Origin of the sequence: Gordonia sp. CPCC 205333 (assembly GCF_048537885.1) — a bacterium.
Taxonomy (GTDB): Bacteria; Actinomycetota; Actinomycetes; order Mycobacteriales; family Mycobacteriaceae; genus Gordonia.
Map to the genome: position 1 here is coordinate 711,736 of NZ_JBCLVI010000002.1, position 25,712 is coordinate 737,447.

At 62.2% G+C, this 25,712-nt stretch carries 30 protein-coding genes and 1 riboswitch; of the genes, 16 read left to right on the forward strand and 14 right to left on the reverse strand.

The genetic code is table 11. The annotated features are described in order from the left end of the window. Positions 1 to 9 precede the first annotated feature (9 nt). From AAFP29_RS08975 to AAFP29_RS08985, 3 genes are read left to right on the forward strand one after another with little or no spacing between them, the layout of a single operon-like run. The gene (locus AAFP29_RS08975) at positions 10 to 1,143 is read left to right on the forward strand and encodes a septum formation family protein (protein ID WP_419216986.1); all 1,134 of its coding nucleotides are present in this window, start codon (positions 10 to 12) and stop codon (positions 1,141 to 1,143) included. Positions 1,144 to 1,153: 10 nt separating this feature from the next. Next, positions 1,154 to 1,504 (forward strand): metallopeptidase family protein, encoded by a 351-nt coding sequence (locus AAFP29_RS08980; protein WP_419216987.1) that lies wholly within the window; start codon positions 1,154 to 1,156, stop codon positions 1,502 to 1,504. A 34-nt stretch (positions 1,505 to 1,538) separates the two neighbouring features. After that, entirely contained in the window at positions 1,539 to 2,573 is a 1,035-nt protein-coding gene (locus AAFP29_RS08985) for a MerR family transcriptional regulator (RefSeq protein ID WP_419216988.1), read from the forward strand. Here the strand turns inward: AAFP29_RS08985 and AAFP29_RS08990 are convergent, their stop codons facing one another. Both AAFP29_RS08990 and pheA read right to left on the reverse strand, forming a co-directional pair. Beyond that, positions 2,574 to 3,239, reverse strand: coding sequence for a histidine phosphatase family protein (locus tag AAFP29_RS08990; RefSeq protein WP_419216989.1), 666 nt, complete (start codon positions 3,237 to 3,239; stop codon positions 2,574 to 2,576). Beyond that, the gene (pheA, locus tag AAFP29_RS08995) at positions 3,239 to 4,195 is read right to left on the reverse strand and encodes a prephenate dehydratase (protein ID WP_419216990.1); all 957 of its coding nucleotides are present in this window, start codon (positions 4,193 to 4,195) and stop codon (positions 3,239 to 3,241) included. The genes AAFP29_RS08990 and pheA overlap by 1 nt, the downstream gene beginning before the upstream one ends. A gap of 57 nt (positions 4,196 to 4,252) precedes the next feature. Next, positions 4,253 to 4,333: riboswitch (Fluoride riboswitch) on the forward strand. 30 nt (positions 4,334 to 4,363) lie between these two features. Between pheA and crcB (AAFP29_RS09000) the strand changes: the two genes are divergently transcribed. The 4 genes from crcB (AAFP29_RS09000) (at position 4,364) to AAFP29_RS09015 (ending at position 6,852) form a co-directional block, all read left to right on the forward strand. Beyond that, a complete protein-coding gene (gene crcB / locus AAFP29_RS09000; protein WP_419216991.1) occupies positions 4,364 to 4,798 on the forward strand; it encodes a fluoride efflux transporter CrcB in 435 nt (144 codons plus the stop codon). Beyond that, positions 4,795 to 5,160, forward strand: a complete 366-nt coding sequence (gene crcB, locus AAFP29_RS09005; RefSeq protein ID WP_419216992.1) for a fluoride efflux transporter CrcB — start codon at positions 4,795 to 4,797, stop codon at positions 5,158 to 5,160. The genes crcB (AAFP29_RS09000) and crcB (AAFP29_RS09005) overlap by 4 nt, the downstream gene beginning before the upstream one ends. Positions 5,161 to 5,238: 78 nt before the next feature. Next, the gene (locus tag AAFP29_RS09010; protein WP_419216993.1) at positions 5,239 to 5,994 is read left to right on the forward strand and encodes a DUF2470 domain-containing protein; all 756 of its coding nucleotides are present in this window, start codon (positions 5,239 to 5,241) and stop codon (positions 5,992 to 5,994) included. Positions 5,995 to 6,048: 54 nt separating this feature from the next. Beyond that, the gene (locus tag AAFP29_RS09015) at positions 6,049 to 6,852 is read left to right on the forward strand and encodes a CPBP family intramembrane glutamic endopeptidase (protein WP_419216994.1); all 804 of its coding nucleotides are present in this window, start codon (positions 6,049 to 6,051) and stop codon (positions 6,850 to 6,852) included. Between the two features lie 7 nt (positions 6,853 to 6,859). Here the strand turns inward: AAFP29_RS09015 and AAFP29_RS09020 are convergent, their stop codons facing one another. Beyond that, entirely contained in the window at positions 6,860 to 7,510 is a 651-nt protein-coding gene (locus AAFP29_RS09020; protein ID WP_419216995.1) for a DUF4873 domain-containing protein, read from the reverse strand. Then, positions 7,507 to 8,412, reverse strand: a complete 906-nt coding sequence (locus tag AAFP29_RS09025) for an AurF N-oxygenase family protein (protein WP_419216996.1) — start codon at positions 8,410 to 8,412, stop codon at positions 7,507 to 7,509. Before AAFP29_RS09025 ends, AAFP29_RS09020 begins: the two co-directional genes overlap by 4 nt. Positions 8,413 to 8,586: 174 nt before the next feature. Here AAFP29_RS09025 and AAFP29_RS09030 point away from each other — a divergent pair, with 174 nt between their 5' ends. Continuing rightward, positions 8,587 to 9,852 (forward strand): LCP family protein, encoded by a 1,266-nt coding sequence (locus AAFP29_RS09030; RefSeq protein WP_419216997.1) that lies wholly within the window; start codon positions 8,587 to 8,589, stop codon positions 9,850 to 9,852. A 10-nt stretch (positions 9,853 to 9,862) separates the two neighbouring features. On the opposite strand, the gene AAFP29_RS09035 is transcribed toward AAFP29_RS09030, so the two are convergent. Then, entirely contained in the window at positions 9,863 to 10,399 is a 537-nt protein-coding gene (locus AAFP29_RS09035) for a ferritin (protein WP_419216998.1), read from the reverse strand. Positions 10,400 to 10,497: 98 nt separating this feature from the next. Beyond that, positions 10,498 to 11,070 (reverse strand): TetR/AcrR family transcriptional regulator, encoded by a 573-nt coding sequence (locus tag AAFP29_RS09040; protein ID WP_419216999.1) that lies wholly within the window; start codon positions 11,068 to 11,070, stop codon positions 10,498 to 10,500. A 201-nt stretch (positions 11,071 to 11,271) separates the two neighbouring features. Here AAFP29_RS09040 and AAFP29_RS09045 point away from each other — a divergent pair, with 201 nt between their 5' ends. From AAFP29_RS09045 to AAFP29_RS09065, 5 genes are read left to right on the forward strand one after another with little or no spacing between them, the layout of a single operon-like run. After that, entirely contained in the window at positions 11,272 to 12,114 is an 843-nt protein-coding gene (locus AAFP29_RS09045) for an MBL fold metallo-hydrolase (RefSeq protein ID WP_419217000.1), read from the forward strand. Continuing rightward, positions 12,111 to 13,181 carry a dipeptidase gene (locus AAFP29_RS09050; protein ID WP_419217001.1) on the forward strand — a complete coding sequence of 357 codons (1,071 nt, stop codon included), beginning with the start codon at positions 12,111 to 12,113 and terminating at the stop codon, positions 13,179 to 13,181. Before AAFP29_RS09045 ends, AAFP29_RS09050 begins: the two co-directional genes overlap by 4 nt. Before the next feature lie 17 nt (positions 13,182 to 13,198). Further along, positions 13,199 to 13,576, forward strand: a complete 378-nt coding sequence (locus AAFP29_RS09055) for a RidA family protein (RefSeq protein WP_419217002.1) — start codon at positions 13,199 to 13,201, stop codon at positions 13,574 to 13,576. Positions 13,577 to 13,607: 31 nt separating this feature from the next. Continuing rightward, the gene (locus tag AAFP29_RS09060; protein ID WP_419217003.1) at positions 13,608 to 15,017 is read left to right on the forward strand and encodes a lipase family protein; all 1,410 of its coding nucleotides are present in this window, start codon (positions 13,608 to 13,610) and stop codon (positions 15,015 to 15,017) included. Positions 15,018 to 15,050: 33 nt separating this feature from the next. Next, positions 15,051 to 15,848 carry an SDR family oxidoreductase gene (locus AAFP29_RS09065; protein WP_419217004.1) on the forward strand — a complete coding sequence of 266 codons (798 nt, stop codon included), beginning with the start codon at positions 15,051 to 15,053 and terminating at the stop codon, positions 15,846 to 15,848. A gap of 261 nt (positions 15,849 to 16,109) precedes the next feature. On the opposite strand, the gene AAFP29_RS09070 is transcribed toward AAFP29_RS09065, so the two are convergent. The 5 genes from AAFP29_RS09070 to AAFP29_RS09090 all read right to left on the reverse strand — a co-directional run bounded on the left by AAFP29_RS09070 (position 16,110) and on the right by AAFP29_RS09090 (position 20,818). After that, the gene (locus AAFP29_RS09070) at positions 16,110 to 16,673 is read right to left on the reverse strand and encodes a type 1 glutamine amidotransferase domain-containing protein (protein ID WP_419217005.1); all 564 of its coding nucleotides are present in this window, start codon (positions 16,671 to 16,673) and stop codon (positions 16,110 to 16,112) included. Between the two features lie 90 nt (positions 16,674 to 16,763). Then, complete coding sequence (locus AAFP29_RS09075) at positions 16,764 to 17,702, reverse strand: DUF5926 family protein (protein WP_419217006.1); 939 nt, start codon at positions 17,700 to 17,702, stop codon at positions 16,764 to 16,766. 42 nt (positions 17,703 to 17,744) lie between these two features. Further along, entirely contained in the window at positions 17,745 to 18,533 is a 789-nt protein-coding gene (locus AAFP29_RS09080) for a glycerophosphodiester phosphodiesterase family protein (protein WP_419217256.1), read from the reverse strand. Next, complete coding sequence (locus AAFP29_RS09085; RefSeq protein WP_419217007.1) at positions 18,530 to 19,558, reverse strand: DUF4328 domain-containing protein; 1,029 nt, start codon at positions 19,556 to 19,558, stop codon at positions 18,530 to 18,532. The genes AAFP29_RS09080 and AAFP29_RS09085 overlap by 4 nt, the downstream gene beginning before the upstream one ends. Before the next feature lie 408 nt (positions 19,559 to 19,966). Then, a complete protein-coding gene (locus AAFP29_RS09090) occupies positions 19,967 to 20,818 on the reverse strand; it encodes a S49 family peptidase (protein ID WP_419217008.1) in 852 nt (283 codons plus the stop codon). Between the two features lie 77 nt (positions 20,819 to 20,895). Here AAFP29_RS09090 and AAFP29_RS09095 point away from each other — a divergent pair, with 77 nt between their 5' ends. Further along, positions 20,896 to 21,645 (forward strand): VOC family protein, encoded by a 750-nt coding sequence (locus tag AAFP29_RS09095; RefSeq protein WP_419217009.1) that lies wholly within the window; start codon positions 20,896 to 20,898, stop codon positions 21,643 to 21,645. 2 nt (positions 21,646 to 21,647) lie between these two features. On the opposite strand, the gene AAFP29_RS09100 is transcribed toward AAFP29_RS09095, so the two are convergent. Then, positions 21,648 to 22,739, reverse strand: a complete 1,092-nt coding sequence (locus tag AAFP29_RS09100; protein WP_419217010.1) for a winged helix DNA-binding domain-containing protein — start codon at positions 22,737 to 22,739, stop codon at positions 21,648 to 21,650. Between the two features lie 22 nt (positions 22,740 to 22,761). After that, on the reverse strand, positions 22,762 to 23,454 hold the full coding sequence (msrA, locus tag AAFP29_RS09105; protein WP_419217011.1) for a peptide-methionine (S)-S-oxide reductase MsrA: 693 nt from the start codon (positions 23,452 to 23,454) through the stop codon (positions 22,762 to 22,764). A 129-nt stretch (positions 23,455 to 23,583) separates the two neighbouring features. Here msrA and AAFP29_RS09110 point away from each other — a divergent pair, with 129 nt between their 5' ends. Both AAFP29_RS09110 and AAFP29_RS09115 read left to right on the forward strand, forming a co-directional pair. Beyond that, positions 23,584 to 23,730, forward strand: a complete 147-nt coding sequence (locus tag AAFP29_RS09110) for a hypothetical protein (protein ID WP_419217012.1) — start codon at positions 23,584 to 23,586, stop codon at positions 23,728 to 23,730. Between the two features lie 193 nt (positions 23,731 to 23,923). Next, on the forward strand, positions 23,924 to 24,553 hold the full coding sequence (locus AAFP29_RS09115) for a superoxide dismutase (RefSeq protein ID WP_419217013.1): 630 nt from the start codon (positions 23,924 to 23,926) through the stop codon (positions 24,551 to 24,553). Here the strand turns inward: AAFP29_RS09115 and AAFP29_RS09120 are convergent. After that, entirely contained in the window at positions 24,523 to 25,710 is a 1,188-nt protein-coding gene (locus AAFP29_RS09120; RefSeq protein ID WP_419217014.1) for an MAB_1171c family putative transporter, read from the reverse strand. The genes AAFP29_RS09115 and AAFP29_RS09120 overlap by 31 nt on opposite strands. Positions 25,711 to 25,712: the final 2 nt, after the last annotated feature.

Sequence of the window (25,712 nt, forward strand, 5' to 3'; positions counted from 1 at the left end):
TGGAACGCGATGACTGAGCAGAATTCTGTGCCCGACGCCGACAACACAGAGCAGACTCCCGCGCCTTCGGGCGCCGCGCGGGTGCATGCGCATGTCCTGGAACATCCCGTCCGGGTGGTGCTTACCGGCGTAGTGATCGGTGCCATCGTCATGGCGATCACCGCGGTGTCCCTCGGCTGGTTCTCCGACGCCGGCGATGTCGGCGGCACCGATATCGGCGAAGGTGAACGACTCGCGCAAAACGCCTTCACCCAATCGGCCGCTGGTGACTGCCTCGACTGGGCCGAAGGCAAACCCGGCAGCCCGACCAAGGTGGCGTGCACCGCCAAACATCGATTCGAGGTGGCCGGGCCGATCGACGGCGCGGTCCTCCCCGGCGCCGAGTTCGGCCCGAACGCCCAATGGCCCGGAGCGAAGCGGTTCGCCGCAATCCGCGACGAACAGTGTCCCGTCATCGTCTCCGAGTATTTGGGCGGAAAACTCGATCCGCAGGGCCGCTTCTCGGTGGGTTTGATGTTCCCGTCGCAGGTGCAGTGGGACAAGGGTGCGCGCGAATTGCGCTGCGGCCTAGAACAACCCGGCAAGGCGGGCACGCAGACCCAGTTCGTCGGCCAGGTCGCCAATCTCGACCAGTCCTTCGACTGGCCGCCGGGCACCTGCATCGGCATCGATCCGGCAACCCGCAAGCCGACGTCCCTGCGGGTCAACTGCACCGAGCAACATGCGTTCCAGACCACCGGCATCATCGACCTGGGCGCACGTTTCGGACCACGACTGTCCGGCAAACCGTGGCCCGGGATAGCCGAGCAGAATAAATTCCTCGAATCGATCTGCCCCGGTCAAACCAACCGATTCCTCGGCGGCAAGGACAAATTCGACAAAACCACACTGAACGTTCAGTGGTCGACGGTCAGCGAAGTCAGTTGGCTGGCGGGTAGTCGTCGCGTGCTGTGCTACATCGGATTACCCGACCGCGGCGGCTTCGCGACCCTGGTGGGCGATGCCCGCTCGACGTTACTCGTGAACGGCAAACTGCCCGTCCCGCCGCCTGCCGCACCACCCGGTCGCGCATTGCCGACGCCGGTCCCGATGCCCGGCGGTATCGCACCCAATCCACAAGAGGTGCCGGCCCCGGCCGGCTAAACGGGACACCATGCCAGTCAAGATGTCCGACAAGGATTTTGAAAACCTTGTCGGTGACGCGCTCGACGAAATTCCGTCCGAGTTGACCGACCAGATGTCGAATGTGGTGATTCTGGTAGAACCACACCACGAGAACGACTTTCACATTCTCGGCTTGTATCACGGCATCGCGCTCACCGAACGCACCAGCGAATACGGCGGATTCCTCCCGGATACCATCACCATCTATCGCGAACCGATTCTCGCCATCTGCGACTCAGCCGAACAGGTGAAGCAGGAGGTGAAGGTGACCGTTGTCCATGAGGTGGCACACCACTTCGGCATCAGCGACGCATGGCTGCATGCCAACGGGTGGGGTTGACCTTCAACCAACTTCAAGGACCATCGTCGTGCGTATGACAACAGATCACCTCACCATCGGCACCTTCGCACGCGTGACTGGACTGACGTCCAGTGCGTTGCGCTTCTACGACGATTCCGGACTATTGGCGCCCGCCGATGTCGACGAATCAAGCGGATATCGCTACTACTCACCCGAACAGGTTTCGACGGCGCAGCTCATCCGACAACTTCGCGAGACCGGCATGTCATTGGGCGACATCCGAGCGATTCTCGACGACCCCGATCCCGCCGGGACGACTCGACGGATCGACGATCATCTGGCCGAGTTGGCGCGTCGGCTGGCCGATGCGACTGCTGCGGCCGCACAGATCAAGTCGGCCGCCCGGGGCGACGTTGCGGGTGGGGCGACGTCGATATCCGGTCCGTTATTCGCCAGCGCCTGTGACCAGGTTCTGCCGGCAACCCTGGTGAATCCCGAACTGCCGGTGTTGGATTCGGTATTCGTCGAGGTTGGCGGCGGCGAGCTGACACTCACGGCCACCGACCGCTATCGCCTCGCGTCCCGCTCGCTATCGTCGCCGACCGCCGATTCCGAATGGTCGGCTGCGGTGGCCGCCAGCGCCATCCGAACGCTGGCCGACTGGGCCCGTCGGCAGCATCGAATCTCCTTGCACCACAACGGTACCGACGTTGTCGCGTCCAACGGAACCGAGACTCGCCACGCCCCAACCCTCGGTGTCACCTATCCCGACTATCGCCTGATGCTACGTTCACTGCCTGCAGTCGCGACTCGCGCCGCCGTATCCCGAAAAGCATTGCTGGACTTGCTCGAACGCGGCGATCGCCTGGTCAGTGTAGCCATCACCGACACCGCGTTGTCAGTTGGCGATGACACTATCGTCGCCACGGTGACCGGCCAACCGATCACCATTGCCTTCGATGTCACGGTGCTCCATCCGACAGTCGCAACCGCCATCGGCGAAGACGTATTGCTCGACATCGCCGCGGAAGATCAGCCGGTGCAGGTACGTTCGGCGGACGACGGCGGACTGATCACCCTGGCGATGCCGGTGCGGATAGACGGCTAGCTACCCCATCAGATCGGCATCGTCGGAATTGCCTTCTGTCTCATGAGCGAATGGCGCGACGCGAGTCCCCCAGCGTCGGCACACCCATGATTGGTCAAGGTATTCCAGCTCGATCGACTGAGTATTCTCCAGGTGATTTGCCAGTGCGAACTCGGAGTCGATGCCAGCTAGCTTCGCTGCCACCAACCGAATGGCAGCGCCGTGGCTCACCAGGTACACATCGCGGTCGACGGCGTCGGACAGGTAGTTTGTCACGACGTCGTCGATCGCGGGCAAATAGCGGTCGTAAACGTTCTGCAATGATTCCCCGCCGGGCAATTCAGCGGCCAAATCGCCGTCATGCCAACGCTTCACGATCTCACCGAATACTTCGTGGGACGCTCGGTCGAAATTGTCCTCCAAATCGCCGACCTGAACCTCGTACACACCGTCGAGCACTTGCGGTTCAATCTCCCACACCATCCCAGCGATCTCCGCGGTCTGCCGTGCGCGACGTGCGCTGGAGTTCAACAAGACTGTCGACTCATCGATTGGGGTGTGCAATGCGAATAATGCCGCCTGGCGCGCGCCGAAATCGGTCAGGCCGGCTCCGGGAAGTCGAGTATCCAAGCGCCGCATAACATTCGACGTCGTCTCACCGTGGCGGACCAGAAACAACCGCGACACTAACCCTCTCCTCGCTGTAGGGAGCGATACCACTGCACACTCTCCGCATGATTTGGCGGCTGAGCGCCGAGCTGACCACGATCGGCCGCCCACGATCCCAGATAGACGACACTGTCGGCGCGGCGATGCAACGCACGTAACGTCTCGCCAACCGCGTCGTCGTCGAGATGTCCGGCAGCGTCGAGGAAGAATCGGTAGTGGGCCGCGGTCGAGCGGTCGACGTCCCGGCGCGGCCGGGACTCGATACGAGTGAGATCCACTCCACGCGTGGCGAATTCACTCATCGCCGACATCAAGCTGCCTGGCTCATTCGGCAGGCTCAAGATCACTGCGGTGCGGTCTGTCCCCGACGGCGGGTCCGGTGGCCCGGGCCGGCCGACGAGCAGGAACCGAGTCGCGGCATCGTCGGCATCGGCGACACCGTCGGCGAGTACGGCGAGTCCTAGTGCTGCGGCCGCGGGGCCGGTGGTGACGGCGGCGTCGGCGAGCCCGTTGGAAACATCCTGTGCCGCAGCAGCATTGGAGGATGCCGCTACAAACTCGGCATTCGGGAACAGCCTGGCGACCGACTCGCGAACCTGGGCCGAGGCCACCGGATAGGCCGCGATGCTGCGCACCGCGCCCGGCTCAAGTGGTGTCGCGGCGGCGATGGTGAAGGCGATATCGAGGATGACCTCGGCGAACACTTGGACGCGTGCGCCATCGTCGGGCGGAACGAGCGCGTCCATAGTCGCCGGAACCGAGCCTTCCAGCGAACTCTCAATAGGCACACAGCCGAAATCAGCTTCGCCAGAACGGACCTTGGCGATGGTCGCGGCCGGATTGGCTGCCGGTACACGTTCGATGTCGGCATCGGGTATGTCAACGAGCGCTGCCGGACGGCGGTCGGCCAGAATCGCATCGAGCGCCATTTCGGTGAAGGTTCGAGCGGGACCGAAGTACGCGATAACAGGCACGTACTTCAGGGTAGCGGGTCGGCTGCGCGCAATGCCCTGCTTAGTGAGTCGGCTATACTGCGTTATGGCGATGGATCTCGCCTGGTCCGTTTTTCGGCCCGAACCGCCGGCTCGCCGGCTGATAGTTCCTCCTCGTATCGGCGTATGCCCATCGGAAGGGACAGTTCTATGGCCATCGACTCACCACGACCGCTTCATCAGCAGCCCAGCGCGCTTATCGCCGTCTTCGCCGGCGGCATCGTCGGAACGGCCGCGCGTTACGGGCTGGAACACGCTTTCCCGGCTGAGGCCGGGCGGTGGCCGTGGGCCACTTTCGGCATCAACCTGTGCGGAGCAGCACTTCTCGGCCTGATTTCCGCGTTCCTCGCCGCGCAAGCGAATGAATCGGTTCAGCGCCGCCAATTGCGACTGTTCGCCGGCACCGGCTGCTGCGGCGCATTCACCACCTACAGCACCTTCGCACTCGAGCAGACAAACCTGTGGCGCGAGAACGAGCCCGGCATCGCCATCGGCTACGCCGTCGTGTCAGTCGTCGGAGGTGTGTTGATGGCGTTTGCGGGTTTTGTCACTGGCGATTCTCTCAGCGGAAGGCGCGGGCGATGATCGCATTGGCCGCAATTCTGTGCGGCGCCCTCGGAGCTGTGGCGCGATTCGTCGTCGACGGCATCGTTCGGGCGCGAGTGGCGGCGACATTCCCGGTGGCGACACTGCTGATCAACGTGACCGGCTCCACACTGCTTGGCGTCGTCGCCGGGTTGGTGATGTTCCAGGCAGCGCCGAGCACGCTGATGACCGTCGTCGGGACGGGGTTCTGCGGTGGTTACACGACATTCAGCACGGCGAGCCTGGAGGCGATGGTTCTCATGCGCGAGCGTCGCCGCTGGCGTTCGATCGCGTATGCGGTTGCGTCGGTAGTTGGGTCAGTGCTCGCCTGTGCCGGAGGAATGTATTTGGCCTCCCTCTGATCGTGAATGTTGACGAACAGCGGTTTCGTGTTTAGGTTAGGGTTACCTTGCTAGTCGAAGTTGTTGATTGAGGAGCCCATGACTCACGTCGCGCATTCCCAGCCGTCCGATGCTGAGGCGATCCAGACCGCGTGCCGTCGGGTCAGCAGCGCTACCCTCGCCGTCGGTGCTTCCGAACCGTTCACCGTCAATGTGGTGCACCTCTTTGAGTCTCAGGCCTTCGTATTGGTCCCGACCGACTGCGAGGCCGTAGTCATCGCCGACGACGACCCCAACGGCGTAGCCGCACTCCTGGAAATCACCGATCACGCACCCATCGACCTGCGCGAACAGGTCCGGGCACTGGTGTGGCTCAGCGGCACGCTCTACCCGGTCCCCGACGAACTTCAGCGCGACCTCGCCATCGAGATCGCCACCGACCACCCCGACGACGGCCTGCTCGACATCGGCCACGGCTACTCCCTGCTGCGTCTACAGGTCGACAGCGCGGTGATCGCCAACAGCAGCGGTGCAGCCTCGGTACCCGCCGACATCCTTGCCGACGCTGACCCCGATCCGTTCTGGGAGTACGAGACGGGCTGGATCACTCACCTCGACAGCGATCACGGCGACCTGGTTGGACAGCTCGCCCGCAAACTCCCCGCCGAGTTGCGCACCGGCCGCGTTCGCCCACTCGGGCTCGATCGGTTCGGCCTGCGTTTCCGTATCGAAGGTCCCGAAGGCGACTCGGATGTCCGCATGCCATTCCCGCAGCCGGTAGAGACAGTGTGGGAACTATCGACGGCGTTGCGGTCACTGGCGGGTTGCCCCTTCATCAACAGCTTTACGCAGTAGCTAGTTCGAGTCGTCCTTCGGCGCTGGCGATTCACCAACACGTAAGTTGTGTTTGTGCACTTGCGCGAGTTGCTGGTTCCGCCTGCCCAGACGTCGGTCGATGTCGTACGCGGGCGCACCGCGCGCCGCGCACTGATCATCGAGCTGGCGATAGTCGCCGTCCTCACCTTCGGCTTTTCGGCGATCTACGCAACCCTTTCGCTCATCGAAGCTCAACTCGGGCCTGGCATTTCCGAAACCACCGTCGCGATCAACCCGACGCGATCGACCGATGATGCCATCGACTTCACGCGCCAGGTAATGAGCGCGATCCGTCTGTGCGCGATAGCGGCACTCGGCATCTACTTGTTGTGGCGCAGCGGAATTCGACTAAGTCGCGCTGGCCTATCCCGCCGCCCGGCAGCAATCGATATTCCGGCTGGCCTTGTCTTGGCCGCAGTCATCGGCCTGCCCGGAATCGGGCTCCTCGCCCTCTCCCGGCTGCTGGGTATCAACGCCCAACTGATCGCCAGTCCCACCGACGGCCCCTGGTGGCAACTGCCCGTCCTGGTCCTCATCGCCATCGGCAATGCCCTCGCCGAGGAGATCATCGTGGTCGCCTACTTCATCACCCGACTACGGCAACTCGGGGTCGACGAGAACTCCGCTCTCGCGGCCAGTGCCTTCTTGCGCGGCGGCTATCACCTCTATCAAGGGGTGGGCGCGGGTCTGGGAAACCTGTTGATGGGCTTGATCTTTGGGCGGTATTTTCAGCGTACCGGCCGCACCTGGCCGCTAGTCATCGCCCATGCCACAATCGACGTCGTAGCCTTCGTCGGCTACGCGCTGCTGTCGGAGCAGCTCGGATTTCTGCGCTGACGCCCACTCAGAACGGTGGCGTTCCTACGCCGACGAGCCGCACCGTGCCCCATTGAGTGACGTCGGTCAGGCGTGCCGCAGCCGTCAGGCCCGACGCGGCCGTGATCTCGACCTCACGTACCTGCTCGTCGCGCCAACGCCGAACGTCGTCGCCGTAAGCTGTTCCGGCCCAATGGAATCTACCATCGCTCGGATTCAGATGACCTTGCACGCGAATTCGGCCGATACCTCGTTCACCGTCGGCGACAAAAGTGACCTCGCCGTCGAAAACCTCAGAATCGATTGATTCCGCTGTGTCCCAATCGAACTCGATCGGGGCGAAGCGTTTGAGTCTTCGGCGCAGCTTGCGCCGCGTCCCGACAATGCCCCACTCGTTGAGCACCGGCTGACGCACCCGCAAACCAGTCGCGCCTGCCGCCGCATACTCGACCACCAGGGCGAGCACGTAGTCGAGAGTGTCCGCGTTGCAGTAGACGCGATTAGGCTCCGACGCGGAGCATACCTGCAAGTAGTTCGGCTGCGGCGCAACGCCTTCGACAACGACTAACTGTCCCGGCTGCGGATCACCAATGTCTACCGGCACACCGGCCCGCAGCGCACGACGGCCCAACTCCGCCAGGACCGGGCCACGGCCATCGAGTACCACCGCTGGCGTCACGATGGCAAGAATCCCGCTCGACGCCAACACATCCGGGAGAACCGATTCATCAGACCGGCGTCTTCCAGGAAGCCCGCGAGGGACGCGAACCCTCGAACTTGCGCCTCGTGAAATAGCGGATTGGCGCGTGCCGCGCGGGTGGCGGCCCGCGCGTCGAGCCCGGCTCGGCGATACATCGCCGGATTGGTGAACACCATCTTGAACGCCTGCGCCGCCAGTCCGTGTCCGGAAGCAGCGATCAGAGTCTCGGTACGAGATCGAACTGGCTTGCGCCGCATGACCCCATCGCGGGCGAATCCGATATGCCGTGCCTCCTCGGTGACGTGCACTTGCATCAATCGGGCGATCAGCGGCTGGAGCTCGGGATCGTTGAGCATGTCGCGCTGTAGGGCATCGAAGATCTCCTCGCCGACGAGTGCGGCCACCCACAACAGACTTCCGCGCAGAGCGTCGGCAAGCCAATACATGACGATGCGCTGCCACCACTGCATAGCGAAGGCACGAGCCCCGCTGCGCTCGATAGCCCGGCCGAACATGATCATATGGCGGCACTCGTCACCCATCTCGGTGAGTGCGTAGTGCGTCGTCGCCGCTGCCGGGTCCTGCTTCATAAGACGTTGCAGCAGAGCACGATTAAGCAGATTCTCAAACCAGATCCCGACCGACAGGATATTGGCCATTTCCTGCCTGGACAGTTCGATGCGCTGTTCCTGGGACATCGACTCCCAAATATCGGTGCCGTAGAGGGTCACCACTTGCGGCGGCAGAAAGTACTTATCCGGATCGAGCGGAGCATCCCAGTCGAGGTCGACCACTGGGTCGTAGGAGCGATTCGTCGACCCTTTGATCAGGCGGGTGGCGATCGCCGTCCGACCGCCGTTGTCGTATGTCAGGGCTGTCATTTCAAACCTCCATCACTGGCTGTTCCTGTGACTTCCGACACTAGGCGCGGACTCGGAATGTGTCAACGGTCACTGTTACAGTGGTTGGTGTATTGATCGGTTGACGGTGACCATCGCCAAGGTCGGTCGGACGACTCATCGGAAACTCAGGTCCACCGACGTAAATTGTTGGCTATGACTGACCAGCCGATGCCGCCAAATCGACGGCCGGGGCCACCTCGACGAGTGCCCCCACCGCCTCAGCGGGCGCAGCCGGGTGCTCGGCCGGGTGTGTACCAGCCCCCGCAAGCGTGGTCGGCCAGCCCCGAGGCCCCCCGTCAGGCCGGTGCCGGAAATCGCTACGCACCCACCCAACGGCCCGAGCCGATCCCAGTCGAGCCGCAGCGGCAAAGCCGTCGACCCGACCGAAATGATCGTCGGCAGCCCCCGCCGCCCCCGCGCAAACCGCCGTCAGGCGAGACCAAGCCTCCCCGACCAAAGCGCAAACGCCGGCTACCCATCGGCAAGGTCGCACTATTGCTCGTCGTCGTGTTGCTGGTCGGAAGTGTCGGCCTGCTGTTCTACTACGACAACAAACTGCATCGGGTCGCCGCATTGACCTCATACACCGGACGCGTCGCCGACACCCCGGGGACCAACTGGCTCATCGTCGGCACCGACTCACGCGCGGATCTATCGCAAGCTCAGCGGAACCGGCTCGCCACCGGCGACAGTGATGGATCACGCACGGACACAATCATGTTGGTGCACAAGCCGCCAAGCGGCTCCACAATGATCATCAGCATTCCGCGTGACTTATACGTGCCGATTCCCGGGCAGGGCTCGCATAAGATCAACTCCGCGTTCAACTTCGGCGGACCGCACCTATTGGTGCAGACCGTCGAAACACTGACCGGCGTGCATATCGACCACTTCGGCGAAATCGGTTTCGGCGGGTTCGACACACTCGTCGACGCCGTCGGAGGCGTCAACATGTGCCTCAACCAAGCACTGAACGATCCAAAGGCTGGCTTACGCCTCAAGGCCGGCTGTCAGGACCTCAACGGCAAGCAGGCGCTAGGTCTGGTGCGTACCCGCGCATTCCCCAACGCCGACCTGGAACGTGTCGTGAATCAACGAAAGTTCTTGAGCGCCTTGATGTCTAAGGCCACCAGTCCGGGTGTACTGCTCAATCCCTTTGCCCTGTTTCCGTTCATCAACGGCGCGATCGACTCGCTGACCGTCGACGAGAACGATCACATCTGGCATCTCGCCGGATTAGCCTTCGCACTGCGCGGTGCCCCGGTCACGACCACGGTCCCCACCGGGGGTAGCGAATACACCGGTGACGGCGACTCACTTGTGGTCGGCGACAACACCAAACGCTTCTTCGAGGCAATCGCGTCCGGTCGCACCGTCGACAACGATCTGCTCAGTGACCAAGGTGGCGCGATCAAGTAGGTCGTGGGGGTTACAGATTTCCGCCGGCAGCCGCGGGCGCTGAAGCATCAGCGGTGGCAGCGACGTTGAGTTCCCGCTCGACGAAGTTCTCCAGGTCGAAGAGGTTGCCCTTGGCCCGCTCGGCGATGGTCTGGAGGGTGGTCATCGTGGCGACTTCCTCGACCTGCTCCTTGAGGAACCACTGCATGAACTGCTCACCGAGGTAATCGCCGTCGTCACGTGCTGCCTTCGCGAGATCGATGATCTGCTGGGTGACCGCCTTCTCCTGTTCCAGTGCCAGTTCTATCGGTTCCATGTAGGCGCCAAAGTTGTTGACAGGCATGGCCACACCGGGAATCTGTACCGCGACATCGCGGTCGAGGAAGTACTGCACGATCATCATTGCGTGATTACGTTCTTCAACCGCCTGCGCATAGAAGTGCTGCGCCAATTGAGGCATGTCGTGGTTGTCGTAGTAAACCGCGATGCCGATGTACTGCTGCGACGATGAGAACTCATTGCTGATCTGCTCTAGAAGCAACTGCTGGAATTTCGTTAATTCGGCCATGACGATCATGGTAATCGCCATGTCAGACGCCTAATCGTTCAGCGAGACCTAAGTAAGGTGAGGGAGTGCTTTGCCGGAAGTCGGAGGCGGACCCAAATCTATTCGGCTTCCTCGCGCTGGCGATTGGCCCCGATCAACAACCGAAGCTGATTAGCCGCCCGATCCAGCGGCTCGGTTGACTGAGCAGCGCGGCTCACGAGCAGAGCTCCTTCGAGCGTGGCAACAACCGTCGCGGCAAGTTCTTCGGCTGTTGCCGCCGACATGCCCTCGACCCGACTAAAGCGGTCGGCCAGAATCGTTGTCCAGGCCGCGTATATCCCGGCTGCCACATCCGAAGCTTCGGGAGCATCTCGACGGCCGAAAGCAGCAGCCGAAACCGCGCAACCTCCCTCAAACTCCGACTCGCGCACGAGTTGCTTCCAGATCTCGATAAACACACCGAGGGGGTCATCACTGTCAACCACCTCGCGCAGAATCGCAGTGGTCTGGTCGCCCGCGAACCGGGTTGCCTCCGCCACCAATTCAGCCTTTCCTCCCGGGAAGTTCCAGTAAAGCGACCGCCGGGCAACGTTGCTGTTTTTGACTATTTCGGCGACCCCGGCACCAGCTACGCCATGTCGACGAACTAACTCGACGGTGGAGTCGATAAGCCTCTCTCGCACGCTTGCCATCGGCCACCTCCTTTCGTCGGCCCCGCATCCGCGACTTGCAGTCGCATTGACAGTATCCCGTGCGGCGACGTCTTCAGCCCCCGGAGCCTTGCCCAATTATACCGATCATGCTAATTTCTGAGTTATACCGATCGGGATAAATGTCGGCTCGACGGATTCGCCTTACCACCGAGCCCGAACCAGGGCGATCAAGGAGCGCATGTGCCCATCCATCACCTCAACTGCGGCGACTTGCATCCGCTATCCCGGCTCCTGTCCGAAGGTAGGGGCAGCCCGTTCCGGCGGGCGCATTTGGTATGCCACTGCTTGCTTATCGACACCGGCGACGGGGTGATCCTGGTAGACACCGGCCTCGGCGAGGCCCAGACACAAGATCCGCGATCCACCCTGGGACTGGACGTCGCATTTCTCTTAAAGCCCAGCACTGCAACAGAATTCACTGCCGTATCTCAGGTGCAGGCCCACGGCTTCGATATCGGCGATGTTCGCGACATCTTCATGACTCATCTGGATGTCGACCACCGCGGGGGGTTGACCGACTTTCCGAACGCCACGGTCCATGTGAACCGGACGGAACTGGTCACAGCCCAGCGGCCCCGCACATTGATGGACGCGCGACGCTACCGCGGCGAGTGGTTCAAGGATGTCAGGTGGGCAGCTCATGACACCGGAGCTGAACTCTGGCAAGGCTTTTCGGTGCTGTACGAGCGAGATACTCCGGCCGGCCGAATTATTATGGTGGATCTGCCGGGGCATTCACCGGGCCACAGCGGAGTAGTTATCGAGCACGGCGGAACGAAGACTACGCCTGTTCACTCGTTGTTCCATGTCGGCGACGCGATACAGCACCGGGCCGAACTCCGCGCTGATTCGTTGACACCGTGGGGAATTCGAGGATTCAACACACTGATGCAGGCAAGCCGACGTCATCGATTGCGTACCCTCCAACAGCTTCAAGACCTCGACAGAACCGCATGGGCAGCTGTCGACATCATTTGTTCTCACGATCCGGCCATGCTGGACAAGCACTTGGGAGAATCATGACCACCCGCCGGGCATCGTCGAATGCGCTCGAATCCATTCCATTGGGAATCCGCGAGATCGCGCGAAAACTCCTAGATCGGAGCGTCGTCGCCGATGCACACGGGCATCCGCAAGCGGTAGTCCCTGGGCCGGTTCGGCGAGCCGCCGAACGTCTCGCGGACGTGCCACACGACCCGCTGACCAGCTTTTCGGATGGGCTGGTGAACCTCGCGATAATCACAGCCGTCGGCGATCCGATGGGCACTGTCGCACGTCCGCGATCACCGCTCGCCACTGTCGTCAAACAGCTCGAGGCAACACGCCGCGAGGCATTCACCGCGGGTTTGCCTGTAGCGACATCGGTCGCCGATATTCGTCCGGATAGCGCCACCCGGATTCTGTTGGGAATCGAAGGGGGCGACGTCGTCGGCGACGATCCCGACTGTCTACCAAGACTATTCGATGCCGGAGTGCGGGTGATAGGACTCGTTCACTACGCGGACAACGCCATAGGGACCATCGGCACATCGATTGTCGGCCGCCGGGGAAGTCGGACTGTCCGCGCCGGTTCCAGAAGTCCCGGTTTGACGCGGCTCGGAGTAGAAATCGTCACCGAGATGAACCGGCTGGGCATCGTGATCGACCTCGCTCATGCCGATCGGTCGACAACCGTCGATACATGCGAACAGAGCACTGCCCCAGTCATCTCGTCACATACCGCAGCGGCCGCGCTACGAGACTTCCCTCGCTATATCAGCGATGCCGAAATCGAGGCAATCGCGGCCACCGGCGGATTGATCGGACTGTGGCCCGCACGTGTCGGATCGATGGCGATGACCGACCTCGACGACTTCGCTCGGCACGCGCAACACTTGGCCGATCTTGTTGGTACCGAACATATCTGTATCGGCACCGATAAGAACGGAGTGACCGCCTATGCGTATGGCTACCGAGGCTCGGAAGATTTCGTGAATCTCGCCGCCGCGCTGCTGCACGTCGGGTTCTCGACCGTCGATGTCGAACAGATCATCGGCCGCAACCTGCACCGCGTCACGGCCTCGATCATCGAGCCCGCAACCGAATCCTAACGAGAAGGACCCGCATCATGATCACCCCGATACATAGTGCCGCCGCCCCCGAACCGTTCGGCCCGTACTCGAGTGGGGCACAAATAGGGAATTTCGTGCAAGTCTCCGGTCAGCTCGGCATCGATCGGCGGACAGGTGGATTGGCGGGAGAAGGGGCCTACGGGCAGGCTCGCCAAGCCATCGCCAACATCGCGGCAATCCTCGGCGAGCGTGATCTGGGGTTCGATGATGTGCTGATGCTGCGCATATTCGCCGAGTCTCCCGAGCAGTTCCCCGAAATCAATCGGGCAATCGAAGAGGTGCTTACACCGCCTTATCCCGCGCGGACCACCCTATTCGCAGGGTTGCCAGTTGGGATCGCCGTCGAGATCGACGCACTCGCGATCATCGCCTGACCTCAGTCTTGAGTATCACTTAGGAGCACCAATGCCTCTCTCCCATAGCCGGACCGCTCATCGTCATATTTTCGTGTCGATACTGATAGTCCTAATCACTTGTGCCGCAGTATCTTTTGAACCTCCACCCGCAGCTGCGGAGCCGACGTCGCCACATGATCGGTTCTACGACCGACCGACCGGCCTCGATGCAGCTGCACCCGGTGCGATCTTGCGCGCACGGAAAGTGAATGTGCGTGCACTACAACTACTTCCGGTGAATGTCGATGCGTGGCAGCTGCTTTACCGCACCACCGGCATGGACGGGGAACCCGATGCGACGGTCACCACGGTGATGGTTCCACGCGGCGGTGCTGGCCGAAAGTTACTGTCGTATCAAGCGGCTACCGACTCGACACTTCGGATCTGCAACCCGTCATTCAGCCTGATCAACGGTGCGCCAATCGACTTCACCTCGCCCGCCGGCCCACTGACATTCGGACTTCCCGCAGCCGAGTTGCTGCTCGCCGCAGCAGGACTCGAGCGAGGCTGGACGGTATCAATACCCGATCACGGCGGCCTCGACGCCCGCTTCCTTACTCCACGACAGCCCGGCTGGGCAGTCCTCGACGGTATCCGTGCCGTTCAGTCCTTCGGGAAGTCTGGGGTCGAACGCACCGATCCAGTCGGCCTGTGGGGCTACTCGGGCGGTGCAATCGCAACAAGTTGGGCTGTGGAGGAGCAATCAACGTACGCACCTGAAATCAACATTGCCGGAGCCGCGATGGGCGCACCCGAACGCGATCTCGTCGGGTCGTTGAAGAAGGTCAACGGCGCGGCCATCGCCGGCCTTGTGCCAATGGCATTGTCGGCGATCGGTAAGGACTCGCCTGAGTTCCGCGGGGAAGTCGCAAAATACCTTCAGCCGGGCAGTCGCCGAATCGTGGACGAGATCCGGAATCACTGCGTGGGCCAAAACGGATTAGTCAACCTGTGGTTCGACTACAGGCTTCATCTCAACAAGCCAGTCGATGTGGTTCTCGGCAACGATATCGTACGCCGGGAACTGATGGCGCGCGGAATATCCGGTCGTATCCCTGTCGCCCCGACATATATCTACAACGGTGTCTCCGACGAAGTCGCACCGATCAGCGGCACCGACAAACTGGCCCGTTCGTACTGCACCGGTGGTGCCGTAGTCACTTACCGGCGCGAGGTTCTGCCGCCCAACCCAGTGCCACAAGTCATGTCGACGCATGGAACTGTCGCCGTGACTGGTGCTCCTGGCGCGTTCGCGTGGTTGAAACAACACCTCGACGGCAGCCGACCAATCGACTCGCGCTGCGACTGGCGGACCGTTCCCACCACGCTTGCGACAGGCGAAGCGCTCGACGTTCTCGGACCGTCTTTCATCGTTAATCCTTTGCGGACGCTATTGGGTCAACCCCTCGGCACTCAGTGAATCGCCCAAGACACGTACGAAGGGACTTATTGAATGGATTTGGGACTGTCCCGACGTGTCGCGGTCGTGTGCGGCTCGAGCAGCGGAATCGGCGAGGCCGTCGCGCGAACACTGGCCGCCGAAGGTGCCCGCGTGATCGTCACCGGCCGGCGCGGCAGGTTGATTCGACGGATCGCCGGTGAATTGCCCGATGCTGCTGGCGTGGAAGCCGATCTACTCGCCGATGGTGGACCAGCACGTCTAATCGAGGCGACGGCCGAAATATTCGGTGCGCCAGACATTCTCGTTCTCAACGGGCCCGGCCCCCGCCCCGATCAAGCTCACCGATTGGCACCAACGGACATCAGCGAAGCAATCAGAACCGCCATGCTTCCGCATCTCGAACTCATCAGCCGCGCCCTCCCCATCATGCGTGAGCGGAAGTGGGGCCGCATCATCGCGATATCGTCCACCGGCACCATCATCCCGATTCCCAACCTGGCGCCGTCCAATATCGCACGCAATACGCTCGCGTCGTACCTGATGACGCTGGCGGCCGAGGTTGCCGCCGACGGAATAACGGTCAACCAAGTCGCACCCGGTCGTATCCATACCGCGCGCAGCGCCGATCTCGACACGATGCTGGCGGAGCTGACCGACCGGAGCGTGGAGGAGATCAGGGAGGCCGCCAGCCAGGGCATCCCCGTGGGCCGATACGGCACACCGCAGGAAGTCGCCGACCTAACCGCATTTCTCTGTAGCACCTCGGCGTCATATCTCACTGCGACGACCATCGCGTGCGATGGCGGGGCGATCGGGCGACAGCAACTTCACATCCCGAAGAACCCATGACCGACAACGCATCCCCCGACTGCCGAGAATCTCTGCCAGATCTTCGACGTCGACGGCGTCGAGCGGCCCGCGCGTCCCGACGCTTTCATCCGCTTCGGCCAGCGGAAGCCGCATGGCTTCCCACGTATTCGATGCGCGTTCGTCAGTGGCACTCGCAATCGGTGTGTCGACCCGTCGCCCCGACGACATCGTTTCATCGACCCCGACAATGGCGATGCGAGAGACATTCATGGCACGCGACAACCGACTCGCCGATCGCACTTACCCGGTATGTGCCCCTTCGGCGAATACCTCGACGATCTTGGCGCAGAACTGCGGCAGATCATCAGGCCGCCGACTGGAAACAAGTCCGCTGTCAACGACGACCGGCTTATCGACGAAATTCCCCCCAGCGTTGCGGATGTCGGTCCGGACACTCGGGTACGACGTAAGTGTCCGTCCCGCAACGACATCGGCTTCGACCAATATCCACGGCCCATGACAGATCACCCCGACCGGCTTACCCGCTTCCACAATCTGTTTCACGAAATCGACCGCAGCCGCATCCTGACGCAATTTGTCTGGATTTGTCGTACCACCCGGCAAGAGCAAAGCATCGAATTCATCGGCACGCACCTCGGAAACTAGCCGGTCGACCTCGAACGTCTCACTCTTTTCGACGTCGTGGTTCATCGCCTGAATCGTGCCCGCCCGCAACGAAACCAGAACTGTTCGCGCTCCGGCTTCTTCCACCGCCATCCGCGGCTCGGTGAGTTCGACTTGTTCGACCCCGCCAGCAGCGAGGATGGCGACGGTGCGCCCATGCAATGGAGTGACTGTGGTCATAACAACTGCTCCCAGGATCGACGGCAAGTACCGCCTGGGTGCCCGACGGCGACGACTCCGAAACATCCTCGTACTGGGACGTGCCCGCTGTCAGCGCAGCGTGATCTGACGCCCGCGAATTCCGTCACGGGACCGGCGCTCTTCGCCGGTCAACTCGGCGGTATTCGCCAATGCCTCGACCAACCGTTCGTCGAATTGATTGACACCGTCGTACCACTCTTCGTGATGCTTCTCGTTGTCCAGATCGAAGACCGGCACCAGCAGTCCGTGGGTACGGAAGGAGCCGGCGAAACGCGACCCCTCGCCAAGGGTCAGTTGCCCTGCGGCGTGCAGCCTGGCCAGCGCGCTCATCAGTTCGTCTTCGTTCTCTGGTCGTACCCAGCGCAGATGTGCGCGATCGCCGGCATCGACCCACCACGGCGCGCCGATGCCGCTACTCGGGGTAAGACGTGCGGTCGGCATGATGGTCTCGTTTGCTCGCGCGAGCATCTGCGCAATCTCCGGCGGCACTGTCGATTCGCCGGCGAACCACCATGAAAAGTCATCGTGCACAACGATCTTCAGCGGCTCGTCGGCCTTAAGCACATCGGTGAGCACCCCATCGGCATCCGACAGCTCGTATTCGTCACCGACTTCCGCCTCCCCGGCCCACCCGATGGAGTTGGCGAGATTGGTTGCGGCATCGGCGATGTCGAGTTCACTGGTGGTCTGCATCGCGACCAAACCCTCGACGGTGCGACCGTCCGCGTCGGACGCGGCGTCGATCGCACGGACGATCGCAGGCACGGCACCGGGAAGGATGGTGGCGAGGGTGACGCGGTTCGTCGGGTCCGCCGTCAGGTCGAGTTCCGCGGTCGCCGAGGCTACGAAGGCACGCAACGCGACCAGGTCACACTCGGCGGCGAATCCGGCGAATGGACGCGGGGGGAGTGCGACGGCCGATAGCTGGCGTGCCTTGCGCGCCGCGACTCGCTCGGCCCGGTTACTTCCCGGACGTGGTCCGCTGCCGCGTTTGCTCTTCTTGGCCATCGTTACACCTTCTCATGGCACAACCGCATGACAGAAGGCACCTCAGTCGACGGTCACCAGCCAGTCGCGAGCCCGAGCGGGGTAGTTCGTCGCCAGCCAGCGCACCCCAAGATCGGCGCACAGCTGCATGTCGACATGTTCATCGACAGTCCAGCAGTAGGTGACGCGCCCCGACGCCGCGGCCCGGTCGACCAATTCGGGATGCATCCGCAATGTCTGCACCGACGGCCCGATGCCGGTTGCCCCGACGGCGGTGGCAGCGCTGCCACCGAGAACCCGCGCGGTGTCGCCAAGCAAAATTGTCGGTAGGAGCGGCGCATTGCGGCGGATTCGCCATACTCCGGCCGAGGAGAACGAGATGACCACTGCCCGACTGTGATCGGCTGACGGTGGTGATGCGACGGCGAAGCGCTGCAGCTCTTCGAGGAGCAGGGTCTCCACCAGAGATCCGTAGCGAACCGGATGTTTGGTCTCGATGAACAGTCGCACCGGACGTCGCCAGTCGAGGGTGAGCGTCAAAAGCTCTTCCAGAGTCAGCACTTTCGCAGGCTGGCCACTGTGCCACGACCCGAAGTCCAGCTCCTGCAACTGCGCCAGCGTCATTTCGCTGACTGCCCCGGCACCGTTCGAGGTTCGCTCCACCGTTCGATCGTGAATACAGACCAATTTGTGGTCTGCGGTCAGACGCACATCGCATTCGAGCCCGTCGGCACCCTGCTCCAACGCAAGTTCGTAGGCGGCCAGGGTGTGCTCCGCCCGTTCCCCTGAGGCACCACGATGGGCGACAACCGCGGGCTTCCCCGACCGTGAGATCCGCTCGCCGACGGTCATCCCGCGATCACCCACCTGGTCTTCGTTTCGGCGACAGTAGTTACCGGAGCATCGAATACTCCGGGCAATCGCAACCGGTACCACCAACTGAACGCCGCGGAGACCGCGGCGCTGACCACCACGAAGAACAGTCCGTCGGCCTGATTCTGAATCGAGTCCGCTACAAACTGGTACGTGATCGCTACGGCCGCAAGGATATTCACGATCACCCAGGCCACCAGGATGCGTGTCATTCGACGCTGGCGTCGGGCGAACGTCTCGGCGTCGACATCAATGTCGGCAACCTCGTACAGCAACCAGGCTGGACCGATCAGATTGACTATCGGCACAACGACGAGGGGCCAGAGTTGCCACCACGGCCGCGGATCGAGCCGACCGATTCCGCGATAGACATCCGCGCGTAGATTTTTCAGCCATTGCGCGACCGCGATGATCGCAAGTAGTACGGCTAGAGCCGCACATGCGCCGGCAAAAATTACGAGCAACGCTGTCACTCGATCCACCCAAGAGGGGATGACGACGCTCCGGTTCACCGACACCAACACATACCGCACCAGATGGATGAGTGCGGTGAGGGTGAACACAACCGAGGTAAGGGTGAGGGCCTGCGTCAATTGGCGATCGGAGTTGACTCGCGCGTCCTCGACGCTTGACCGCCATTCCGGGTCCAGGTTGGGCAATCCCCATCGCGGGATATAGGCATAGCGCGGAATGGGACTACGCCCCGGACCGTCGACACTCGGCGCCCGTCGGGGCGCCGGGCGCGCCTGCGGCGGACGCTGAGCCGTCCAGCGCATATTGGGGTTTCGGAACACGCGCTGCCTGGCCGGCTTCGGGCTGGGCCGTTGCGCCTGGCGGGCACGCATCGGCGTCGGCTGGGGCGCACGATTGGCTGCTGACCCCGGCGCGATGACCGACAGCGGACCGTCGCACCGCGGGCAGGTATCGCGTCCGGGTCGATGCGGCGCCTGAATACGACAGCGCGGGCAGAAGTCGAGGAGCCCGGAGGATGGCGACTGGGTCACTGTTCGTCCTCGGTCAAGTCATCGGGCAGGTCGGTCACCGACACTTGCTCAATTGGCATTGGCGCTCACCCACTCCTCGCATCGTCTGGGCGTCGGTTCCATGGTGGCACAATCTCTCGTCTTGACATTCGCGCACGCCCGGCCATGTCGACTATGACGACCTACATATGGATATCCACATGCGGTTTTGGGCGTCTGTGCATTACCGGTCAGTAGGACACTCAACCGAAGGATGAGTTCTCACTCGCTGTGATGGTCGCCACATAGCAATATCCTCATTTGTGATAATGATCACTGGTCTGGGCCTTCGGGGGCAGATGTTCTTCACCAGACTGCAATTGTGCCGCCAGCGCACAGGTCAGATTTATTCAACAGGCTCCTGTGGATAACTTGTGGACTAAGTAGGGATCAAAGTCCCAAACGTGCCCAGTCGGCGCGTTTCTCCACAGCATCGACGACCCCCCGGACGACTGCGGCCGAGGTGGATGACCGCACCTGTCCACCGGTCAGGCGAGCGAGCAGGGGTTTAGGCGATTCGATGGTCGTGATCTCCGCATCGGGATAGCGTTCGGCGATCACCGAACGCATCACTCCCAGACCGTCAACCAATCCCATATCCACAGCTCGCTTACCCACCCAAACGTCCCCGTTGAAAAGTTCGGCGTCGGTCCCCTTCAGTTTGGCACCACGACGCTGGCGTACCCAGGCGATGAATGCATCATGCAGTTGCTCCTGCAAGAGTTTGAGCCATTCAACGTCTTCTTCTTTTGCCGGCGAGAAAGTGTCGAGTCGCGCCTTGTTGTCACCGCTGGTGTATAGCCTGCGTTCCACACCGACTCGATCGAGAACCGAGGAGAGCCCGAACCCCGAGGACACCACGCCGATCGAACCGACCATTGAGGTGCGAGCGGCATAGATCTCGTCGGCGGCACAGGCAATCCAATAGCCGCCCGACGCGGCGAGATCTTCACAGAACGCCAGGACCCGCACACCCTTCTCCGACGACAGCTGCCGGATACGTTCGGCGATGTACTCCGACTGTGCGGGTGAACCACCCGGAGAATTGATTGTCACCACGACGGCCTTGAGATGCTCGACGTCGAACGCCCGACGCAGGACGTTCTCCACACCTTCACCCGTCAGTCCCGATCGACCACCGACACCCGAGCCGATATGTCCGTCGAGCCGGACCACAGCAATCCGGTCGGCACGCGACGATGTCCACGCATGAAACGCCTTCTTCACGGCTTTACCAGTCATCAGCTCAGTTTACTGACGTGACGGCCGGGTTCGGATCCAGCCGATCACCTCGCCCGATCGGATTACACTGCACATCGATGCAGATCCGCTGGCTTTCGGCCTACTTCGACTTCCCCGCACCGCAATTCGGTGACGAGGTGACGTTTTGGCGCGCCATCGCCGGATCGACCGTGTCGCCGCCACGCGGCGAACACAAGGAGTTCGCTTCGCTCGAGCCATTCAACGGCGATCCTCATTTACGCGTGCAGCGTATCGATGACGGCCCCGGCGGACTCCACCTCGATCTTCACCTGGTCGACCACCGCGACGGAATCGCCGAATGCGCCGCCGCTGGAGCGCAGATCGTCGCCCAGAACGATCCGACGTTCGCGGTCCTGCGTTCACCTGCCGGATTACCGTTCTGCCTCAACGAATGGCAGGGCGAGGCAACCCGGTCCCGGCCGATCCGCTGGCCGGGTGCGTCGATTTCGATCATCGATGAAGTCCTGATCACCGTGCCGCATAAGCATTTCGAAGCGGAGCGTACGTTCTGGTCGACGGTCACCGGCTGGCGGATCGAAAAGTCCCCACCTCGGTCTGACGCTCCGGCGTCGGCCAGGTTTATCCGCACCGAACCGCTGCCGATATCGGTGGTACTCACTCCTGTCGCCGACGACAGCGTCGGCGCACAGGTATCCCTTGCCGCCACGTCTGTCCCCGATGAGGTTGCGCGGCACGAAGATTGGGGCGCGACGGTGGTCGCGGACGCGACTACGAGTGTGTTGATGGCCGACCCCGTGGGTCGGCCGTACCGGATCACCAACCGCAACCCCCGTAGCGGACGGTAGATTCACGAATTCAGCAGCGCCTCAAGGAGGTCGACTTCGGTATCGACCTCACGGCGTGCGGCCGGCATGACTTCGGTGAAGTACTCGACCCGCACGTCAGTCCCGTCTACCACCGTCCAGCTACCGGCCAGCCTTCCATCGACCAACACGAAGCCGGGTGATCGCCCATTGGGCGTGATCGTCTTGCGGTAGAGCTCCGGGTCGGCGATACGGGCCCTATCGGCTTGTACCGCAATAACGTTGTCGAATGGCGCCACTAGCCGCGCGGGGGCCGGCTGGTCCGCATCGGCAATATCGAGGCCATCAAGGTCGTAGAGCTTCTCACCGTTCGGTCCGACGTAGGCAATCAATTCCCAGTCCGCGAGCATCGCCTCCATATGGGGTTTGAGGCCAGTCATCGCCGCCCAGGTCTGCACTCCCTTAACGGTCGCCGGACCGAACCCGCGAAGATACAAGCGGATCAAATCCCGGATCGCCTCGTCGCCGGTCAGCGCGGGCTCACCCGGACCGACCCAGTCGTCGAACAGGCTGTAGCGCAACGTGCCGCCACCACCCGACGCCCACAGCCCGCGCGGAGGTATCTGCACAAGTTTCAACGCGCAGCGTGCCACGCCGGATAGCGTCGACGCCGGTTCGTCAGGCCAGCGGCGCTGGAGCCGGACCCCAAGTTCGCGAACCGAAAGCTCTTGCCCGGCAAGTTCTTCGCGGGCCTGTTCGGCGATATCGGTTGGATCGGCGGCGGTCAGCCGCGGAACGTGCGCCTTGGCGATCTCCGTGCTGACCCGAGGTTGTGCGAGTTCTCGTATCCATCGAGCGTCCTGCGCATCAGTCAAAAAGACCGTACTGCGCAGCGACACCATTCTCACCACCTCACGCGAGGTGAGGAGTTCGTCGAGATCGGCTGGATCGTAATCGACGATGCGAGAGGCGAGTCCGTAATGCGCGGCCCGCGGATCCTGTGATTGCAGGCCGACGCAGCGGTCGATCACCTCAATGGCATCGTCATCGATACGGGTCAGCAGATGTTGGCGATGCAACAATGTGCGATTCCATTGACCCAATGAGATCTGTTCTGGCGCAAAGGTTTCTACCATGACTGCGTCGGAGGTTGGTGCTCTAGGCCGGATACTTCAGACCAGTGGCCGAGTGACACCGATATCCATTCGGATTCTTGGCCAAATACTGCTGGTGATAGTCCTCGGCGTAGTAAAAGTGACCGTCACCCGCTGCCGCCAACGGTTTGATCTCGGTCGCGATCGGATCGAGTCCGGCCTGCGCGATCACCGGCGCGAACCGGTCGGCCGACGCCTGCGCTACCCGCGCGTCGTCGTCGGAGACGGTGTAGATCGCTGAGCGGTATTGGGTGCCGACGTCGTTCCCCTGTCGCATATCCTGCGTGGGGTCGTGGCTTTCCCAGAAGATCTTGAGAATGCCGTCGAGATCGATAACCTTCGGATCGAAAACCACGAGCACCGCTTCGGTATGTCCGGTCTGCGCGGTGCATACCTCTTCGTATGAAGCGTTGGGGGTATAGCCGCCCGCGTAGCCGACCGCGGTCGTGTAGACGCCGGGCACCTGCCAGTAGATCTCCTCGACGCCCCAGAAACACCCACCGCCCAGAACCACCGCCTGTCGGCCCTGCCCCCACGGATCGTCGGAGTCCGGCGCCTGCGGTTGCATCGGATGCCCGAGCACCACATTGGTCTTCGCGACAGGCACCGCGGTGGCACGCCCAGGTAGTGCGGCCTGCTGCGCGACCAAGGTCTGCTTATGCGAATTTGCGGAGATGAGCTGGTCGAACCACGACATGAGTCCATCGTACTGATCGCTGGTCGCCGTGGCCCGATTTGAGCCTCCGCGGTTGACATGCCTATGATGACCGTCACACTCGGCCATGTGAGGATTTTCACTCGTGTCGCGACTTATGGGAGAGCGAAGATGACAACGACCGTCCGCGTCCGTTCCGCCGCCGCCGAGTCCGCGTCGAATGCGTTCGCCGGTAGTCGTATCCGCAGTTCCTGTATCGCGAGCGGGCTAAGTATTCTCGCCATCATCGGTGCCCTCATCGTGGTTGTGGTGCTTTAGCAAACTCGGGTTGCCGTTACGCACCGACCTCGGTGTCGCCGGAATTTTGCGCATCTGACACGGTGTTATAGGACACAGCGCGCTTATCAGGATCTGCAACGCAGAACCTGCCCTGTTGCGTTTGCCATCGCCCTCGACAAGGGTGGTCATGGCTGTCTCAACCGAAGAAGTTTGTCCTATCGAGAGGATCATCGTGGCTGAATACACCCTGCCAGAGCTGGACTACGACTACGGCGCCCTGGAGCCTCACATCTCCGGCCGCATCATGGAACTGCACCACAGCAAGCACCACGCGACCTACGTCAAGGGCGCCAACACCGCGCTGGAGAACCTCGCCGCGGCACGCGAAGATGGAACGATCGCAGGCAAGGTCTACGGCCTCTCCGCCAACCTGTCCTTCCATCTAGGTGGTCACACCAACCACTCGATTTTCTGGAAGAACCTCACCCCGGACGGTGCCGATCGTCCCGACGGCGACCTCGCGGCCGCAATCGACGAGGACTTCGGCAGTTTCGAGAAGTTCCAGGCGCATTTCACCGCTGCGGCCACCACGCTGCAGGGTTCGGGCTGGGCGATCCTCGGCTACGACACCATCGGTAAGCGTCTGGTGATCGAACAGCTCACCGACCAGAGCGGCAACACCTCAGCCGCACTCATTCCGGTCGCGGTACTCGATATGTGGGAGCACGCCTTCTACCTCGATTACCAGAACGTGAAGCCGGACTACGTCAAGGCTTGGTGGAATGTCGTCAACTGGGCCGACGCCGCCGCTCGCTTCGACCGCGCGCGTACTCAGGGTTCGGGACTCATCGTTCCAGCCTGATCTGTTCTGACAGCCGCCCTCCGCATTCGACGCGGAGGGCGGTTTTGTCTTTCCCGGCCGCGTCGATATTCCACCGCGACCTCGGTAAGCCACCGCTCCTCGGTCGCACGATCGGCGACGATCAGGCTGCTGCGGTCAGGTTTTGTAGACGCGTCGACGTCGGGCGAGTCGAGCGCGTGACGAATCTGTTGCGCCACCCGGGCGCTTCCCCGCTCGCTGTCATCCCCGTCGACTGGAAACCTGTACGACAGAGCCAGCAGCGCGTCCCGGATGTCCACCATTCGTCGATATAGGCGATACTCGGGATCATTCGACTCGGCATCCGGCGTCGGCACCGTCGACACAAACGGACGCAAATCAGTCCACAGCGGTTCCAGTACCCGGTGAAGGTTGTTGGTATGCAACCGTTTTCGCGCTCGACTGAGCTCGGGAACCCACATCGGCATTGTGAGTCCGATCATCATTCCGACAGTTCCGACCCCTGTCATCAACGGGGTGGCCGTTGGCCACGGATCGACCAGCCGCCGACCTATCGGGTGACTGAGAATCACGAGGATCCGATGTACGGCGAAACAGAGATAGCAGACCGCGCCCAACGCGGTGGTGACCATCGCCGCTCGGAAGACCGCTTGCTTCGCCAGATACGCGAATCGGATGCAGCACAACGTGATAGCGATCAATGCCGCGGAAACCACGAGGTGGTAGATAAGCATCAGACCGGCAACCGCGCTATTGGTGTGGGCATATTCGTCGGAGAATCCGCGCGCCGTCTCTGGCACCGAAATCGTCGACCACAGAACCGCACTGGCAGCGATCACCACGGCGACGACAACCCAGCAGATCCGAACGAATAGCCGGGCACGGTCGCGCTTGAGGCTCCAGTAGGCGACCGCCGTAAGGATCAGCACACTCCACACGATCATCGACGCATTGATCAGCAGTCGCGCCAGATTGGGTGTTCCCGAATAGGCGTTCAGTGCGTGGTAAATGTGCGGAGCGCCCATGAGCGATGCGATCCCACGTACGACGAACGCCGCCAAGATCGCCGAGATCGCCGGGTCCCACACTCTGTCACGTTGCCACGCAAGGCAATACAGCGAGCACAGCCAGCACACGACGGCGGGCAACAAAAATCCGAGCGCGACGTCGGTCTGCACGG